This is a genomic window from Shewanella corallii (genome assembly GCF_023349125.1).
Classification (GTDB): Bacteria; Pseudomonadota; Gammaproteobacteria; order Enterobacterales; family Shewanellaceae; genus Shewanella; species Shewanella corallii.
On record NZ_JAKIKT010000002.1, the window covers coordinates 328,236 to 346,289 of the forward strand.

Annotated in this window: 15 protein-coding genes; 6 read left to right on the forward strand and 9 right to left on the reverse strand. The window is 50.6% G+C overall.

Annotated features, from left to right (window positions below):
* Positions 1 to 45 precede the first annotated feature (45 nt).
* On the reverse strand, positions 46 to 963 hold the full coding sequence (locus tag L2725_RS06745) for a LysR family transcriptional regulator (protein ID WP_249248238.1): 918 nt from the start codon (positions 961 to 963) through the stop codon (positions 46 to 48).
* A 174-nt stretch (positions 964 to 1,137) separates the two neighbouring features.
* Here L2725_RS06745 and L2725_RS06750 point away from each other — a divergent pair, with 174 nt between their 5' ends.
* The 3 genes from L2725_RS06750 (at position 1,138) to L2725_RS06760 (ending at position 3,270) form a co-directional block, all read left to right on the forward strand.
* Entirely contained in the window at positions 1,138 to 1,662 is a 525-nt protein-coding gene (locus tag L2725_RS06750; RefSeq protein WP_249248239.1) for an NADPH-dependent FMN reductase, read from the forward strand.
* A 162-nt stretch (positions 1,663 to 1,824) separates the two neighbouring features.
* Positions 1,825 to 2,862 (forward strand): hypothetical protein, encoded by a 1,038-nt coding sequence (locus L2725_RS06755; RefSeq protein ID WP_249248240.1) that lies wholly within the window; start codon positions 1,825 to 1,827, stop codon positions 2,860 to 2,862.
* Positions 2,863 to 2,931: 69 nt separating this feature from the next.
* Complete coding sequence (locus tag L2725_RS06760) at positions 2,932 to 3,270, forward strand: DUF1904 domain-containing protein (RefSeq protein ID WP_249248241.1); 339 nt, start codon at positions 2,932 to 2,934, stop codon at positions 3,268 to 3,270.
* Between the two features lie 106 nt (positions 3,271 to 3,376).
* On the opposite strand, the gene L2725_RS06765 is transcribed toward L2725_RS06760, so the two are convergent.
* Complete coding sequence (locus L2725_RS06765) at positions 3,377 to 4,603, reverse strand: dicarboxylate/amino acid:cation symporter (protein WP_248935133.1); 1,227 nt, start codon at positions 4,601 to 4,603, stop codon at positions 3,377 to 3,379.
* A gap of 568 nt (positions 4,604 to 5,171) precedes the next feature.
* Between L2725_RS06765 and L2725_RS06770 the strand changes: the two genes are divergently transcribed.
* The 3 genes from L2725_RS06770 to L2725_RS06780 all read left to right on the forward strand — a co-directional run bounded on the left by L2725_RS06770 (position 5,172) and on the right by L2725_RS06780 (position 9,918).
* Positions 5,172 to 6,740: a hydantoinase/oxoprolinase family protein gene (locus L2725_RS06770; protein ID WP_249248242.1), complete on the forward strand. Its 1,569-nt coding sequence runs from the start codon at positions 5,172 to 5,174 to the stop codon at positions 6,738 to 6,740.
* Complete coding sequence (locus L2725_RS06775) at positions 6,737 to 7,834, forward strand: S-methyl thiohydantoin desulfurase family protein (protein WP_249248243.1); 1,098 nt, start codon at positions 6,737 to 6,739, stop codon at positions 7,832 to 7,834. Before L2725_RS06770 ends, L2725_RS06775 begins: the two co-directional genes overlap by 4 nt.
* Positions 7,835 to 7,905: 71 nt before the next feature.
* Positions 7,906 to 9,918 carry a TonB-dependent receptor gene (locus L2725_RS06780; RefSeq protein WP_249248244.1) on the forward strand — a complete coding sequence of 671 codons (2,013 nt, stop codon included), beginning with the start codon at positions 7,906 to 7,908 and terminating at the stop codon, positions 9,916 to 9,918.
* 83 nt (positions 9,919 to 10,001) lie between these two features.
* On the opposite strand, the gene L2725_RS23200 is transcribed toward L2725_RS06780, so the two are convergent.
* The 7 genes from L2725_RS23200 to L2725_RS06815 all read right to left on the reverse strand — a co-directional run bounded on the left by L2725_RS23200 (position 10,002) and on the right by L2725_RS06815 (position 18,049).
* Complete coding sequence (locus tag L2725_RS23200; RefSeq protein ID WP_283164219.1) at positions 10,002 to 12,221, reverse strand: LuxR family transcriptional regulator; 2,220 nt, start codon at positions 12,219 to 12,221, stop codon at positions 10,002 to 10,004.
* A gap of 392 nt (positions 12,222 to 12,613) precedes the next feature.
* Positions 12,614 to 12,874, reverse strand: coding sequence for a hypothetical protein (locus L2725_RS06790; protein ID WP_249248245.1), 261 nt, complete (start codon positions 12,872 to 12,874; stop codon positions 12,614 to 12,616).
* Positions 12,875 to 12,911: 37 nt separating this feature from the next.
* A complete protein-coding gene (sodN, locus tag L2725_RS06795) occupies positions 12,912 to 13,421 on the reverse strand; it encodes a superoxide dismutase, Ni (protein WP_346429385.1) in 510 nt (169 codons plus the stop codon).
* A 1-nt stretch (position 13,422) separates the two neighbouring features.
* Positions 13,423 to 13,614 carry a hypothetical protein gene (locus L2725_RS06800; protein WP_249248246.1) on the reverse strand — a complete coding sequence of 64 codons (192 nt, stop codon included), beginning with the start codon at positions 13,612 to 13,614 and terminating at the stop codon, positions 13,423 to 13,425.
* A 16-nt stretch (positions 13,615 to 13,630) separates the two neighbouring features.
* A complete protein-coding gene (locus tag L2725_RS06805; RefSeq protein ID WP_249248247.1) occupies positions 13,631 to 14,032 on the reverse strand; it encodes a DUF2753 family protein in 402 nt (133 codons plus the stop codon).
* Positions 14,033 to 14,409: 377 nt separating this feature from the next.
* Positions 14,410 to 15,552: a glycoside hydrolase family 16 protein gene (locus tag L2725_RS06810; RefSeq protein WP_249248248.1), complete on the reverse strand. Its 1,143-nt coding sequence runs from the start codon at positions 15,550 to 15,552 to the stop codon at positions 14,410 to 14,412.
* Positions 15,479 to 18,049: a glycoside hydrolase family 3 protein gene (locus L2725_RS06815; protein WP_283164220.1), complete on the reverse strand. Its 2,571-nt coding sequence runs from the start codon at positions 18,047 to 18,049 to the stop codon at positions 15,479 to 15,481. The genes L2725_RS06810 and L2725_RS06815 overlap by 74 nt, the downstream gene beginning before the upstream one ends.
* Between the last annotated feature and the right edge of the window lie 5 nt (positions 18,050 to 18,054).

Consider the following 18,054-nt stretch of genomic DNA (forward strand, 5'->3'; position numbering starts at 1 on the left):
GTTTGAATGCCTCAGGGTTAGCAATCTTTAATCTTTATCGTCAGCTCACCCGGGGAGCTGGCGTTGAGGCATCTTCTCAGCCATAAAATCGATAAAGCACCTCACTCTGGACGCCAGATGCTTTCTTCCCGGATAAACCAGGAACAGCTTAACCTCGGGGGCACGAAAATCCGTCAACAGGCTCTCCAGTTTGCCGCTGCTCAGCTCATCAGTCAGATTAAATGCCGGCATCCGCATAATGCCATCACCTGCCACACACATGGCCAATTCCATCTGCGGACTGTTGGTCAATATTCTGGGTATCACCCGGACCGAAATGTCATCTCCCTCCGGACCGATAAAAGGCCACAGGCTGGGATCCTTCAAATAGGAGTAACACAGGGTTTTGTGTCGGGCCAGCTCAGAGGGATGAGCGGGCCTGCCGGCTTTGGCGAGATACTCAGGCGATGCCAGCGTCAAAGTCGGAGAACTCAGCAAAGGTCGGCTAATCAGACTGGAGTCCGCAAGCCCAACGGCTCCCCGAATCGCGACATCGATTCCTTCCGCCACCAGATCCACTTTTCTGTCATTCAGATCCAGTTCCAGCTCAATGGCAGGATAGGTCTGCATAAACTCATGCAGCAAAGGCCTTAAATAGGCCAGACCGAAGGTGACTGGGCAAGACAACCTCAGGGTGCCGCTGACCTGTTGTTGCCGCCCCTGGAGCAGATCCCGGGTATCGCTGGCATCCTGGATAATCTGCTCACAGGTACTAAAGTATGCCTGCCCATCGGGAGTCAGCGTTAAAGACCGCGTCGTTCTGTGCAGCAACCTCACCCCGAGACGGGATTCGAGAGCACTGATCTCCTTGCTGATATGCGAGGTGGAATGACCACTGCGTTCAGCGGCCAGGGTAAAGCTTCCTGCATTCACCACCTCGGCAAAAAGCACCATACCGTCCAGAAGTTTGCTGTCTATTGCCATTTGTTTCCTCTATTGACTGGTTCAAGACCGACAATCCGTTAAACCCTAAACCAATTGCAAGTCATATGGAAACAATTCATATCCAATAAGGCTATTAATTCACCGATGGTTAGCAATTATGCTGTTAATCAATCGAGGCACACACAGCCAGTCCAATTTTTCGGGAGACAGAAGATGAAAATTATCGCCTTTGGAGCCACCAGCAGCCGTCACTCAATCAACAAACAGCTGGCCGCCTACGCCGCCAATCTGGTTGCAGGAGCTGAAGTAGAAATGCTGGATATCAATGATTATGAAATACCACTGTTCAGCGAAGACAAAGAAAAAGAGCTGGGGCAGCCCCAGTTAGCCAAAGACTTCTACGCCAAATTGGGCAGCGGTGATGCCATAGTGATCTCCTTTGCTGAACATAATGGTTCATACACAGCGGCCTATAAGAATCTGTTTGACTGGACCTCCAGATTGGATCGCAACATATTTCAAGGCAAACCTATGGTATTGCTGGCAACCTCTCCTGGTCCGGGCGGCGCGCGCAATGTGTTGGCGACAGCCGCCAGTGCCATGCCCCATTTCGGTGGCGATGTGAAAGGTCAGCTATCCCTGCCCAGCTTCTACGACAATTTCGATATGGAGACTGGCACAGTGAAAGCCGGAGAGTGGGATGACAAGATAAAGAGTCTGATGGCAAACCTGAAGTAATTAACCTTTGTTGTTCAGCTTAAATCATAAATAGCTTGCTAAGGACGCAAGCTATTTAATGTAAATATATAATTTTTATACAAATAACATATCGCCACAATTACATATTCGATATAACATCATCAGCATTTAGACCTCGCAATAACCAAAAGGACTTAAAAAATGCGTGCGACTATTATGATGTTATCCTTATTGCTCACCAGTGGCTGCGCATCGACCAACAGGGAAGATGCTCGACAACTTAATACCAACTATCTTCAAGAAACCACAGTCATCGCCAATCTCACTGAGCGGCATCTGGATGCACAATATGTACAGCAGAATGTACAGGTCGTCGGTGCAGGTGCCATTGGCGGATTGATTGGCGGCCTGGTCAATGCAGGTATGAATGCATACAGCGCCAGCAATGCGGAAGATACCGTCGAAAAGCTCCGCTCCAGTCTGGGGCCAAAGGCTTTGGAAAACGCCTACGAAGGCCAATACCGACTGCTTATTACCCACTTCCCGGATCTACAAACACGCCCGGTCAAAATTTGGCTTGAGGAACCACCGAAAGGGTTAAGAGGGTCAGGTGTACCCAAAGGAGAAATTGGATTGCTGTTATCGCCACAATATAGCCTGACAGTATCCAAACGACGCTTGCATGTGGAGCTGGAAGCTCAACTTTTCAAGATGCCTGAAGACAGTAAGATGCGCCCTGAAATTTTGTACAAAAACCGCTTTATCTATCAATCATCTCCGATAGAGGCTGCAAACCGATTTCGCTCTGCAGAGGAAATAGCAGCATTAAAAGCAGAATTGGAAGCCAAATACAAACCGCTGCCCAAAGATGATTACAACCGCATCAAAGAAAAAAATAAACGAGCCAAGAAACTCGCCGCTTTGGAAAAGCCGCTGCCTGACCAGGAATATCAAATGCGCCAGGCTGCGTTGTGGCTAAAAGATGATGCCGTCAATCTGAGAAACTACTTCCGTGAGGGGGTGGTTGAAATCTTTGCCATGTTTGCCCATGACTTTGCCAATGTAGACACCAAAGAAAAGTTTGTGCCAGCCAAACCTCAAAAACGCGGTGGCAACCGGGTATGGTCTAACATCCCGGAAGGCCATTTATCTGGAACCTGGGTGTCAATTATAGAATCAGAAGCCCTGGAAACAACTCTGCCTAACAGTCAAATGCTACATGTGGCGCCAGCCATTTAGTAATTAACCTTTGTTGTTCAGCTTCGGCTTACTTAAAATGCTGGCGTTAAGATTATTGGGAGATTACCTATGCCACACTTCCGTTTCCGTGCCATTGAGGCCGAAGCTGTTCAACGCCTGTCAAAGCCTTTGGTTGATGCCCTTGAAGAGCTGATGCAAAGCCCACGTCCTCACTTCACCATTGAGCACATTCCAGCGGCGTTTTTCTTTGAAGGTGAAGCCACTGCCGCCTACCCATTTGTTGAAGTTCTCTACTTTGACCGTGGTCAGCAAGTGCAGGATGAGATTGCCAGGCGTGTGACTCAGATTGTTCGTGACACCATGGGCAAGCCCGAGCAGGATGTTGCGGTGATTTTCACCAAGCTTAATCCATCAGACTACTATGATAACGGCAGTCACTACGGCTAACCTTTTCGGTTAAACCATAAAAAAACGGCAACCATCCATGGCTGCCGTTTTTTATGGACGGTCGGCAGATAAGCTCACCTTATCTCAACCGCCCATTGCCCTGATTTTATTTGTTTTGGTTTTCCGGGCTAAATTTATCCATGATGATGGCACAGGCCGCGTCACCAGTGATGTTCAAAGAAGTACGAATCATGTCGAATACACGGTCCAGAGCAAACAGCAGTGGCAGACCGTCAATCGGGATACCCGCAGCCAGCAGTACCGCAACCACCAGGAAAGATGGACCAGGTACACCGGCCTGACCAATGGCGCCCAGGGTAGAGGTAAAGATAATTGCCACATAAGCCATCATGGTCAGGTCAACGTTGTACATCTGGGCGAAGAACATAGCCACCAGACCGTAGTAGATCGCGTTACCACTCATGTTGATGGTGGCACCCAGCGGCAGAACGAATGCAGAGGTTGCCTTGGAAACACCTAGCTCTTCTTCACAGGTTTCCATGTTCACCGGCAGAGTCGCCATGGAAGATGCGGTAGACAGTGCCATCACCTGTGGCTTCTTCATTGCAGAGATAAACTGGCGGGCAGATACCTTGGAGAAGGTACGCACAATCAGTGGGAAGAAGATAAAGCCGTAGATCAGGATGGCAACCACAAACACCAGGAACAGCTTGATAACCACTTCCAACGCCTGGAAGCCGAAGGTGCCCACAGAGTCAGCCATCAGACCGAACACACCGATAGGCGCGATCACCATTACACAGTTAATCATCCATACGAAGGCATCAACCACAGTATTCAGACCGCTGATGATAGGCTTGGCACCATCACCTTTAACCTTGGTCAGAGCAATACCAAAGAAAATGCTGAATACCAGAATCTGCAGTATGTTACCGCCGGTCAGAGATTCAAACACGTTGGTCGGGATCATGCCGATCAGGGTATCAATCACACCCGGCACCTTGCCCTGCTCTGCAGTCACCGTCATCAGGTTGTCACCGTGACCGGTGAAATCCACACCCGCGCCAGGCTTGAATACAGTCCCCATAATCAGGGCCAGTGCCACCGCCAGACCTGAAGTGGCCAGGAAGAAGCCAAAGGTTCCCATACCAATCTTACCAGCGGCCGGACTGTTACCCAGACTGGCTGCACCGGCAACGATAGACACCAGTACCAGTGGGATAACCAACATTTTTACCAGGCTGATAAAGATGGTCCCCAGAGGGGCAAAAATCGAAGCCTGCTCGCCCATGGCGAAACCGGCGAAGGCACCGATGATCATGGCGATCACCACTTGTACCCCAATGTTCTTGAATATGCTCTGCTTGCTCACGTCTTTATTCTCACTTTTTATGGCGGCTTAACAGTGCCGCTTTTTTGCTGAGGTTAAAGTACCACACTATATTTCACGGGATCTGTGAAACATCACTCCAACCGACCCAAAAATAAGCAAACCACAACAATACCAAGTCCTCACTGAATTTATGACAATTTCACTATGGCATTTTCGATGAAGTCATAAAAACATCCTGGGTTATACCAGTTAAAACCGGAAGATCTTCAGTATTGATGAAGATTTAGCCGACCAGCATAACTTACTGCCGGGCAAGGATTAACCCAAGTTTGCACACTTTCCCATCAAGCTCTTAATTTTTAGATAATTCAGAACATTACCAATTACCAAACCAAGCCATCAGGCGTGATTTCAAGCTCTGTCCCCCCGGCATTTGCCCCGGTACCTACTCCGTCCCCCTCCCCTTTTCTCAACAAAATGACCCACTCTTTTTAACCAAAAAACCACTCTTTTTTAGTGAAAACCGATTCACATATGCCGCTAGGTTAGAACCCATACCAGAGATATCCGGGCAGCTTTGAACCCGTGATTAGCAACAGGAGGAAGTATGACAAACCAGGGGATCCGGCTGGGTGTCGATGTAGGAGGCACCAATACGGACGCGGTACTGATCCAGGGCCAGCAGGTGCTGGCCACCACTAAACAGGCTACCAGCAGAAATATTCATCAGGGTATTCAAAATGCGGTTACCCGTGTCCTGTTTGACTCCGGGCTTAAAGCCTCAGATATCAACTACTGCATGATAGGCACAACCCAGTTTACCAACGCCTTTGTCAGGGGACAGGAGCTTAATGATGTTGCCATTGTCAGGCTGGGGACTCCTGCCGCCAAAGCCCTGCCACCACTCACAGGCTGGCCTGATGCCATGAGAAACAGCTTTAATCAGCATGTGTTTATGTTGCCTGGAGGGCACCATTTCGACGGCCAGGTTAACAGTGACTTTGACGAGGCCTCTCTGGATGAGGTGATTGACACCATCAAAGCGCATCAACTGCAGGCCGTTGCCATCAGCTCAGTCTTTTCTCCCATCAACAATGAGTTTGAACTCAGAGCAAAAAAGCGACTCAAGCAGCAGTTCCCCGAGTTGGCGGTCAGTCTGTCTCACGAGATAGGTAAGGTCGGCATTATTGAGCGGGAAAACTCCACCATAATGAACGCCTGCCTCGCCACTCTGGCGACCCGGGTGATAGATGCCTTTGAATCCTCGCTGGCAGTACTTGGGATCAACGCACCTTTATACATCACCCAGAATGATGGCACCCTGCTGAGCGCAGATCAGGTCAGACGCTTCCCTGTGCTTACCTTTGCATCCGGCCCCACCAACTCCATGCGAGGAGCCGCTTTCCTCAGTGGCTACGCGCATGCGGTCGTCGCCGATATAGGCGGGACCACTACAGATGTTGGCATGTTGCAGCAGGGCTTTCCCAGAGAGTCCAGTTTACCCGTGGATATAGGCGGAGTACGTACCAACTTTCGTATGCCGGACATCATAGCTGTCGGCCTGGGAGGAGGCAGTATTTGCAGCTTGCCCGACGGCAAAGTAGGTCCCGACTCGGTGGGATACCGATTACTGCAGGATGCCAAATCCTTTGGTGGAGCTCAGCTTACCGCCACTGATTGGGCGCTGAGCAGCCGCTTATGCGACATCCCGGGTGCTCAACCCGCTCTCACCGGGTTATCTGGCGCAGAAATCCAGTTGTTGGGTAAAACCATCCAGCAACTCATCGCCCGCGGAATAGATGAGATTAAAACCAGCCGCGCACCTTTACCTCTGATCCTGGTAGGCGGCGGCCACTTTTTGGTGCAGCAAACACCCGACGGAATAAGCGAAGTTATCCGCCCTCCCCATGCCGAAGTCGCTAATGCTATTGGTGCCAGCATAGGTCAGGTCAGTGGTGAGCTCGACCGTATATTCCACTACGAGACCCAAAGCAGAGAGTCCGCCCTCGAAGAAGCCAAACAGGGGGCTATCGATGCGGCAATTGGTGCCGGAGCCCTGCCACACACAGTCTCTGTTCTTGATATTCAGGAGATCCCCCTGAGCTATGTCGAAGGTCAGGCGACCCGTATTCGTATTCGTGCCACCGGCCAATTGTTTGAGGGAGATTTGCAATGATAAATAACAAACAGGATCTGCAGGACTACGCCCGTGGTGCTGCGCTATTGGGCGCTGGCGGCGGTGGCGATCCCTATATCGGGAGGCTGCTGGCCGAACAGGCAATAGACGCATATGGCGCCCCGACTGTCATTCAGGCCGATGCTCTGGATGACGACGCCTGCATAATCTCAGTGGCCATGATTGGCGCACCAACAGTGCTGATGGAGAAAGCCTGCTCAGGTGACGATTTGGACCATCTGCTAGAGGCCATGGCCAGACATCTGGGCAAAAAGGTAGATGCTCTGATGCCTATTGAGATTGGGGGCGTGAACTCATGTCTGCCATTGGTTGCCGCAGCCCGTACAGGTCTGCCTTTGGTGGACTGCGACGGTATGGGCCGGGCATTTCCCTGCCTGGAGATGGTCACCTTTAATGTCTATGGCTGTGATGTATTCCCCACAGTCATGGTGGATGAGCATGGCAATGAGATAGTGATTCGAGCCACCGATGCCCCAAAAACAGAAAAGTTTGCCCGCTCTGTCATAGGTGAAATGGGTCTGAGCGCCATGATCTCCTGCTACCCACTCAGTGGCAAACAACTTAAACGCTGGGCCGTCACGGGCACTATGACGCTGGCACTGGAACTGGGCCGGGCTATACGCCTTGGCAGACAAAGTGATAACCCGGTGCAAAGCCTGCTGGATGCGCTGAACAGTACCCACTACTACTCCCCCGCGCGACTGCTGCAAGAGGGCAAGGTAGTCGATGTCGAGAGGGTCACCCGGGATGGCTTCTCCTTTGGCACCTGCCGGGTTGAATCTCAAACCGGCAACAGCGCCATAGACCTCAGTTTCCAAAACGAGTTTCTCAGCGCCACCAATGACGGGGGGTATGTCGCCACTGTGCCTGACATCATCGCCGTGGTGGACAAGGACACCGCCGAGCCCATCACGGCGGAAACCCTCAGATATGGCCAGAGAGTCAGTGTTATCGCCACCAATATTCCTCCCTTGATGCGCACACCTGAAGCTCTCGCCGTTTTTGGCCCTCGCTGTTTTGGGCTGGATACCGGGTATCAACCCCATGAACGCACCACAGACCAACTAGAATGAGAGATACTATGAAAAACCAACACTATCCCATACTGCTGGCGCTCGGCGCTATGACTCCTGTCGGGCAGACTTTGGCTGCCGAAGATGGCGCCGATACTCAGGGCATTGAAGTTATTGAAGTCACAGCCCGTAAGCGGGTTGAAACCCTGCAGGATGTGCCGGACGCAGTCACAGCTTTCAGTGAAGCGGATATCGAGTCTGCCCGCATTGAAAATGTCAGTGACTTCGTCAACCTTACGCCTAATGTCATGTTTCGTAAGACTTTCCGAGCTGGCGCATCCTACATCACCATGCGAGGAATTACCGGGACCCAACAAGGCTTGCCTCCCGTAACCTACGTGGTAGACGGCGTACAGGTGGGGGCAGCTGACTTTATCAATCAGGATATGGGGGAGATACAACGCATTGAAGTTCTGCGCGGTCCTCAGGGAGCGCTTTATGGAGCTGGTGCTATGGCCGGTGCCATCAACGTCATCACCAAACAACCGACACAAGACTTGTCTGGCAAGTTTAAGGTTCAATATGCCGAAGGCAATGATATCAGTGCTAATGGTTACTTAAGCGGAGGCGTCAGCGAAGATGTTTATGGTCTGATCTCCGTGGGTATTCGAGACTCAGATGGTCTGGTCAACTCGGCCGACGGCCGTGATATGGACTTTAATGACACCCGCAGGGTAAAAACCCGCTGGCAATATCTCGGAGAAAATCTGGAGGCTGACCTGCGCCTGGGCTATGCCAAATATGAGCAAGGGGCAATTATGCAGGATCTGGTGCCAATCGGTTCAGATATTAATTCATTCTCCGAATCTCCTAAAAGAAGCTTTATTGGTAAAGAAAATCAAGAGTTCAAAGATGCGTCATTAAAACTTGACTACAGCTTTGATGATTTTACCCTCACCTGGATAAGCGCCTATCAAGATGCCGAACAGGATCTAATTGGTGATTTGGACTGGAGTGAAGCCAGTATTTTCCTTCAGGATTTAGCAGATAATTTTGATGTCACCAGCCATGAGCTTCGCGTCACCTCAAATAGCGATAGTGCGCTTCGTTGGCTGGGGGGAATTTATTATCAAAAAAGGGATAGTTTCAATAAATTAAACATCCGTCTTGAGCCTACTCCCGGTGAAATAGGTGCCTCAATTTTTCAACAAACGGATACCAAACAAGATACCATCAAAGCGGCTTTTGCCCAGCTAAACTATGACATCACGGACAATGTTGAGCTTACATTGGCGGCCCGCTACGACAAAGTTGATTTCAGTACATATCGCCCCCTGACCGAAGCCGCAACTTACCTGGATACCAATGGTAATCCTATATCCCAGCTAAGCAGTTCAGACAGTGAATTCCAACCCAAAGCATCAATCTCCTGGGATATCACTGATGATACTATGCTCTATGCCACCTATGCAGCGGGCTTCCGTCCCGGTTTTTATAACACGGGTAGCATCACCAAAGCAGAAACCACAAACAACTATGAAATTGGTGGCAAGTCGATGTGGTGGGAGAATCGCTTGCAGCTCAATGGCGCTATTTTCTATATCGATTACTCTGAACAACAGTTCTCGACGATTGTATCTGAAGCGCCGTTTCGAGCAGTTGAGAACATTGATGCCACAAAAATCAAAGGACTCGAGTTGGAAGGTAAGTTACTACTGACCGAAGACTTATTGTCTACTCTGTCCTATGGATACACGGACTCAGAAATCTCGGGCGGAATCTACGAAGGATTTTCAGCACCAGTAACGCCAAAAAATACATTCAATCTAGGCCTACAGTATACCCGTGATATCAGTGACTGGGTTTGGAGCAGCCGAATAGATTATCGATATCAGGGCGATTTTTTCCTGGATAGAAGAGAGGAGTTAAATGCCAATAGCGTTCAATACCTGAATATAAACACCAGTCTTGAATGGCAGGAGTGGCGCTTCAGTGTCTTTGCAGAAAACTTGCTGGACGAATATACCATTACCAACGCCACATTCATTCCGGCTGATCAACCGTTACTGGGAGTTGTTAGCGGCACAATCACGGCTTTCACTCCTGGTCGTCAGATTGGTGCATCGGTGGAATACAAATTCTGATATTTAAATGATCGCAAGATCGTCACACTAAATATCGATACGCAAAGGCAGCACAGGGATGTGATGCCGCTCTTGACCGATAACTATTGAAAATTGGGTAAACCTGCACTTAACACAGCAACAGCCTGACGACGCCCCTTGACCCCTAATTTACGAAAGATATTCTTCAGGTGGAACTTGACCGTCTGCTCTGAAATATCCAACTCCAGCGCAATTTGTTTGTTCCTGTGTCCCTGCCTCACCAACTCTATAACCGAAACCTCCCGACCGCTGAGCAGACTGGTATCAGCTCCAGCAGCAGGTTGTTGTAACAGCCGGGTACGGTTATGCCGGTTAAGGCAATCACTGAGCTCTTCGGCAGATAACCTGTGTTTAACCAACCACACCATACCCACCCATCCCTGCTCGTCCAGCTGCTGCCAGAGCGCAGCCAATGCGGGTCTGTCGTGGTTTCTCAGAGCAATGAGCCACTGGCAGTAGGTGTACAGGTAAAGATGAGCGCCAGCCTGAGCCCGTTCTGCAATCGTTAGACACAGTAAATCGCTGGCCTGTCCTGTCAGGTCGCACCATTCAAGGTGCAACTGTTGCAGTCTCCATGGCATGGAAAGCGGCTGCTCAGCGACAGGCTTGATATAAGGTTGGAAACTGGATTCCCTTTCCGGCCAGCGGAGCAGAGCCAGACGGGCCAGATAACTGAGCAAAGTTTCCAGATAGGCCAATCTGCGTTTTTGACTGTCCTGACTGGCTTTCGCCAACCACACCAGCAGTTCCTGAGGGCCATCATGATGCATGGCACTGCGTGCTGCCAGCGTATAGATACTGGCATAAAGATCGAACCAGGCCTCACTGCGATTGAGCTTATAGACCAACTGGCCGATGGCGTTGACCGGGGGCAGAAGTCCCTGACAAAATGCCAGTTCCCGTTTTACGCCCTGCAATGCAATCCTGATACTCAGATCCTGACTGAAGTAGGTTTGCACCTGACCTGCAACCCGGGTCAGTAAAGCGCCGGCCAGCTCTCCCTGCATATTCAACAGCGCCAGATGAGCCTGATGAATATCCAGATAAGTCTCGCCATATTCAGCCTCAAGCTCACGGTTATAGGCAACTCTGGCACTGTCCAGGCATTTCGATGCAGTCTGCAGTTCTCCCTGTTGCAATGCCACCAGTGCCAGAATATTGTTGGCCAGTGCGGTTGCGTAGGGCTCTGAGCCCTGATCCAGGCTGGCATACCTGAGAGAGTCCAGCTCCTGCCGATCCAGAATCCGACCTTCATAAAGGCGGATAAGCGCATCAGCAAGGTTCCATTCAAAGGCATCCTGATCGCGCCAGTATCGGTTCACCATACGCCTGGCCTGATCGACCCGGCCACGCTTGAAATTCACAATCACATACAGCCAGGCCACTTCTGGAAAGGCTTTGATATCTCTGTCATCAAACAGCGCCAGGATCTGCTCAAGATTACCCAGACCATGACGTATCCACTCAAGCAAGCCACCATGTTGACTCAGTAAGTGGGCAGCACTCGAGCGTTCGCCACAACTGAGCATCAGTGAAATTCCCGCAGCAATATCACCGGCTTCAGCCCGGCGCTGGGCCAACTGCAAGTGCACCTGTCGATAATCAGATTCAAAATAGCGAAATCCCAAATGAACCAGCGCCTTTCGAACAATAGGGAGTAGGGTCAATTGGCCCTCCATCTCCAAAAAAAGGCCTGATAGATATCGGTGCAAAAGCTCGTCTATTGCTCCTTGCTCAAAAGAGTCAAACCAACTACGTTCCAGCGACGGAAACAATGTGAGGGTCAACAATCTCTGCCAGTCTGCCCAGCTAAGAACCTCTGATAGTGCTTGCCACAATGCGCTTTGCAGATGGATATCCGCCGCCAACGCATCAACCAGAGTCTCGCGGTGTACAATGTCTGCCAGCAATTTGTCACCAGAAGTGAAGTCCTGATTTATGAGGCCCAGTGCCAATGGCCACCCCAGAGTTTCGCGAAACAATCGAGAATTGGAAATACTCAGTTTTCCATTAAACAAATGCTCTACATCACTGAAGTTAAGTCTCAGATGGCGTGCGGTTAAAATACGCCCCAAAACCACGTCAGCGCCGGGTAATAACTGCGCATCACAGGGATCTCGTGTTGCGATAACCAGATCAACCGGCGCACCACAAACTGCACTCAATACCCGCTGTCGCATATCGGCGCTGATTGCTTGCCAGTTATCGATGTAAATACATGGCTGTATGGTGTCGGATAAGGGCTTTAACGCGGCTAAAAAGCGGTGAAGGACTTCAAACATCGGCGCTCCGCCGTCAATCCAAAGGCAATCCTGGCCAGGCCTTTTATTTGTGGCCTCTGATACGGCTTCCCTCCCTTGTTGGCGCAGTGTACCAAGTTGGGCCAACGCTCGTTCGCGGTGGGCTTTGTGCTGGGTCATCAATCGAGTTTTGCCAAATCCGGTCGGAGCAGCCAACACCAATATCCCCTGTCGTAAACCAACTTCGATAAGGTGGGAACGATCAAGCTCCATGGGGCTAGTCACAGTAGTGCACTCCCCATAATGCCTCGGTAGGACGGATGAAAGAGATTGAAATAACAGACTTTCGCATTGAGCCCCTCGCCAGTAAACCCTAGTTAAAACTTAAGGTATCTGCAGCAAAGTTCAATAGCCGATTGGAATAGTCAGGGGCGTTATGGACGGCGAAATCCTTTTGGGCCAAGTACCAAAATCACTCGACATACTCTGGAAGGAGGGATTATCCCAATGCGGTCGGCAGTGATGCTGGCAGCGGATTCGCCGTCAAACTCAAGGTTACCACTGGTCAATACTCTTCTGCAGGTCTTCACCATCATTGGTAAATGAGTTGGCAACAACAAACAGACATCGCCGGGGCGCACTTTAAGACACCCCATAGCCAGTAAATATTCGCCTGGGTGTAATCTCGGAAGCATGGAGATACCTCCAACTCGCACTAATCTAAGCACAGGTTCAGGATTTAAGGTCCGGATAGACTACAGGCAACGCCGGCGGATAAGGGCAATCAGCTGTATAGGTTGCCACACCTTTACTTTGCCAGAAAATATCAGCAAAGCGATTCACCTTTTCCAGCAAAGTTAATGCCGCATCTCTATCCAGATTTTGCTTTGCCCTGGAAGCCATCATCATAATTTCATGAGTCAAACTGTGAATCTCAGGAAACTGTTCCAGTTGAGGCTGTTTGAAATAGTCCCCCCAAATTACCCGAACCGCTTCTTTGACCTCTATGCCATGCTGCTCTTTTTGCATCACCAGACGAGTAAACTCGGCCTGTTGCGAGCGGGTTAGTTCGCCGCTTTGGGGGAGTTCAGCCATAATATCCAGAGTACGGATCATAGTCAGCACAGCAATCTGAGCAGTGTGAGGGTCGTAAATTTTACAGGGAATATCGCAGTGGGCTGACGCAACCGAAATAGGTAAGTCGTCACCCAGACGGTTCACCAAGCCATATATCAAAGACATATCAACGATCCTTATGTTGATTTTTCTTGTAGAGGAACACAGCAGCAAATACGCCGGCCGCGACCAGTGGCCAAATCCAATATGAATGAATGATACCGGCGCTCCAATGGTAGTGGTCATGGCCAGGATGAGCCCAAACCAATGCCGGTGTCAGGGAGGGCACCAACAACATCAGCCCTTTTACGGATCTCATAAAATCTCTCCTTATATCAATGGCAAGGTTCTTCTGAGGGAAGAGGAAGTAAATGAATAGGATGGGTAACACTGTGGGAGTTATAGAGTTGAATTTCCCTAATGCAGAGATCCATACCTTTAAGCAGCAGACTCAAATCACAACAGCTCTGATCTTGAGTCAGGCGTCCGAATAGATTCTCGTATGGATTGAGTAAATGTATTCGCTGCGCTTCAGGTTCTCCCTGTTGATGAAACAGCGCAGCCAAATTATGGAAGCTGGCAATCCAGGCCATCACCACTTTGTCTTCATTGGGTGAGAACTGGTACAGTGCACATGCCCTCGCAAGCGCACGTCGATACCAGCATTCAGCCAATTTCCATTCCTGTTCCTGAAACAACAAATTTGCAGTTTGGGTGTACTTGAGCCAACTTTCCATTCGCAGCCTCCATTTGAGAATGAGTTTCATTATTGATCAACTTGTTCAGTATTGAAACACCTGCGAGTACTTTTTACCCAGTCAATGGCTCGTCATGAATTGAGACGCCTCTATAGGGCAGCATCTCGCATTACACACCGAAGAATGACCATCTCCCTGAGTTTGAAGACGTATTTAGCTGGCCAGAACCTGACAATAGACATACGGAGTGAGTATGACTGTCAGTATTAGGAAGAGAGTAAAGTAATGAGTTGGCTCTGCGGCTGCAGACAACCCCGAATGCGACTGGGAAAGGTTATCTGCCCGCAGAATATCGGGCAGCACAGGCGTGATAATTAAACGTCATTAGCAAGGACAAATCCCCGGCCAAAGCATAGCTAGGGATTGGCGAGACGGTCGCCGGACAGGTCTCCTGCAGGAGGGATTTTCCCCTCAACCAGTTCAGCACCATCATCGGCTCGTCCGCAGCCAAACACAGGGTCCTTCTTGTGACCACAACGATACACGCGAACATAATCCACGCTTAAGGTTTGTGGAAATGCCTTCTCATCAATGCCCTTGTCATTAACATTGGCTGACCAGGCACCGCCAACGGCCAGATTAAGAATCATATGAAATCTGGCATTAAACGGCGCATCCGCTGGCTGACTGACCCAGTTACCGCTGACATCCCGGAACTGTGAATACCAGCCTTCAGCTCTTTGGGTCGCATAGTGCTGCCCATCCACATACCAGCGGATCTCACCGGGTTCCCACTCTATGGCATAAACATGAAAGTCATCGGTGGGAGAAAGATTGTCTGGTAGTCGATAGCCTGTGCCTGTATAGACATTTTGTGGCCACTCACGACCATAGTGCAAAGTGCCATGAACCCGGGTTTCCACTTCATCAGCGGCAGCCCCCTTACGATCGCTTGGGCTTCCCAGATTCACCGCTTCCATAATGTCTATCTCTCCGGAAGCTGGCCAGAGTCCATACTTGTTGTCGGTAGGCAGCATCCAGATAGCGGGCCAGGTTCCCTGTCCCTGAGGCAATTTGGCGCGGATCTCAAACCGGCCGTAAGTCCAGTCACCTTTGTTTTTGCTTCTCAGCCGCGCTGAGGTGAAAGGCTTTGCGCCGGATTTATCGTGTCTGTCATAACCCTGCTGATCATCCTGCACCGCCGGACCATTGAAGTTCTCTTTACGGGCAACAATATTCAACACGCCATCTTTGACATAGGCGTTGTCGCTGCGGTCGGTATAACACTGCTGCTCATTATTACCGCCACCCCAACAGTTCACCTCAAAGCTCCACTTGCCGGTATCCAGGGTGTCAAACTCATCTTGCCAAACCAGTTGCCAGCCGGGCTCTTCGTCACCATCAGGCTCGCTCCCGGCACCACTGCACCCAAGCAACAGCAAAGGAGTGGCAAACAATAAAGGCATGTGAATAAAGGCTTTTTTATCAATCATTATCAGTGCCACACTGTACTTGAGTTTGAGCAGCATCAGGCTGCCATCGAATATTGGAAACCTCAAGTTCCCAATCCCCCATGGAACTCAACTCCAGGGGGACAAAGATACTGTCCAGCTCAGCACTGGTCAGGTTAAAGCAGGCTAAATCAACACTCAGCTCCTGCCATTCATCGCCGGGCAATGTCGCAGCATCCAGCTGGAAAGAGCGACGGCAACCATCACCACAACCAATGGTCAGTGTCAGGGGCTGACTTCTGTCACCCCGACTGCGTACCTCCATCACCAAACCTGAGGATACTTCGCCAAAGGCACGCAAATCCTGAGGGAAATCCGCCTGGAAACGCACCACACCCGTTCCCTGTTTATTGAAGCTGATGCGTCTGGCATCCTGTTGAATACGCTTGTCGATATCCCGAATGGTCACATTCGAGGTAACCTGAGTATTACTGCGCACCTGCTCCATCTGCTGGCCGTCACCTACCCACACTTTCCAGGGCGCTTTCACCACGCCATCAAGCAAAGACAGCAGCTCAGGACCGACGACACTGTCATCAAACGCTTCATCAAAGCCACTTAACTCAACGTCATCTTTCACCGACAAACCGTATCCACGTTTGAACAGCAGCGCACCATCGGCACCCTCGGCTTGCACATCACCATTAGGGCTATTGGGCCATGAAAAGCTCAGACGGCCGCGAAAGTCGTATCTGACACCTTCATTGCTGTCCCGAAATAACAGATCTGCCACACCACCCGCTTCAGTGCCCGGCAACCAGGCCACCACAAAGGCATCAGAAGTGTTGAGCTCAGGGTTCACCCACAGAGGTCTGCCGGTAACAAAGACAGACACAACCGGGATCCCCTGTGCTTTGAAGGATTCCAGCAGTGCAAGGTCACGCTTTGCACCGCGTTGATACTCAAGGTTGGCCAGATCGCCATTACCCTCAGCATAGGGCTCTTCTCCGAAAACCACGATGGCGACATCCGGCTTTTCTCCGCTCCAACTGCCATCTTCAGACAACACGGCTGTGCCACCGGCTGAAGCGAGATGCTGAGCAATGCCATCATAAATCGAGGTTGCTCCCGGAAAGTCTGAATTCAGATTATCTGTACCCTGCCAGGTGATGCTCCATCCACCGGCCTGTTTACCAATATTGTCGGCGCCATCTCCCGCCACCAACACATTAAGCCTGGGAGACAAAGGCAAGAGCTGCCCATTGTTTTTCAACATCACCAGTGATTCACGCACAGCCTTGCGCGCCAATGCTCTGTGCTGCTGCGAGCCTATGAGTGACTCATCACCGGCAAGGGCCCGTTTGGCTGGAGACGGCTTGTCAAACAGCCCTGCACGAAACTTAATCCTGAGCACCCGGCGCACCGCATCATCAATTCTTTCCTGGGCAATGGTGCCCTCCTGAACCTGAGCTATGGTGTTGTGGTACAAAGGCTTCCAGGCATCTGTCGGCACCATAAAGATATCCAGTCCGGCGTTAATGGCCTCGGGACAGGAGTCGATAGTGCAGCCAGGCAATTGACCATGACCATTCCAGTCCCCCACCAGCACGCCGTCAAACCCCATACGCTCTTTCAGAACCTGAGTCAGCAGATAGTGGTTACCGTGATTCTTTTCACCCCACCAGCTGTTAAATGACACCATGATGGTCTGAACACCGGCTTCTATGGCTGATACATATCCCTGTCCATGGATATCAATAAGCTCGGATTCGGAGACCCGGGTATCCCCCTGATCATCGCCCTGTAAGGTGCCACCATCACCGATAAAGTGCTTGGCGGTTGAGAGAGTATGAGACTCAGTGAGCCACTCCCCTGTGTGAACACCCTGCATGCCTCTGACAAAAGCGGCAGAGTACTCTTTAATCAGCTCAGGATATTCCCCGTAACCTTCATAGCTTCTTCCCCACCTGTCATCGCGAACCACGGCCACTGTTGGGGCAAACACCCAATCAATACCTGTAGCCGCCACCTCTTTAGCTGTCGCAGCCGCTATCTCTTCAATCAATGCAGGATTGTGAGCCGCCCCCAGGCCTATGTTGTGAGGAAACAGGGTCGCGCCAATCACATTGTTATGGCCATGAACCGCATCTGTGCCCCACATAGGAGGAATGGCAATATCATCTTCAGATGCATCCAGACCAGCCTGATAAAGGGTTTCAGCAAGCTCAACCCAGTCCTGGATACGGGCATGTTTATCATTGTTCGGGTAGGCACCACCGCCATTGAGAAAAGAGCCAAACCCATAGCGGCGCATATCCTCAACACTAAAGTCGCGTATCTCAGGTTGAATCATCTGGGCAACTTTTTGCTCCAGTGTCATTTGCCCAAGTAATTCATCAACCCGTGCTTCCAGCTTTTCATCCCTCACAAAGGGAGATACAGCTTCAGGCCACAGGTTAATATCCCGCTGGGTTGGTGTTTTTGCCGATGGAGCCTGGGCACTATCCGCCTTTACCTGAGCTCCGGGTTCGGGCTGACAGGCTGTCAGGGTAAGGACCAAAGAAAGAGGAAATGCCACCAGACTATCCTTGATACGAAATTCCATTGCGC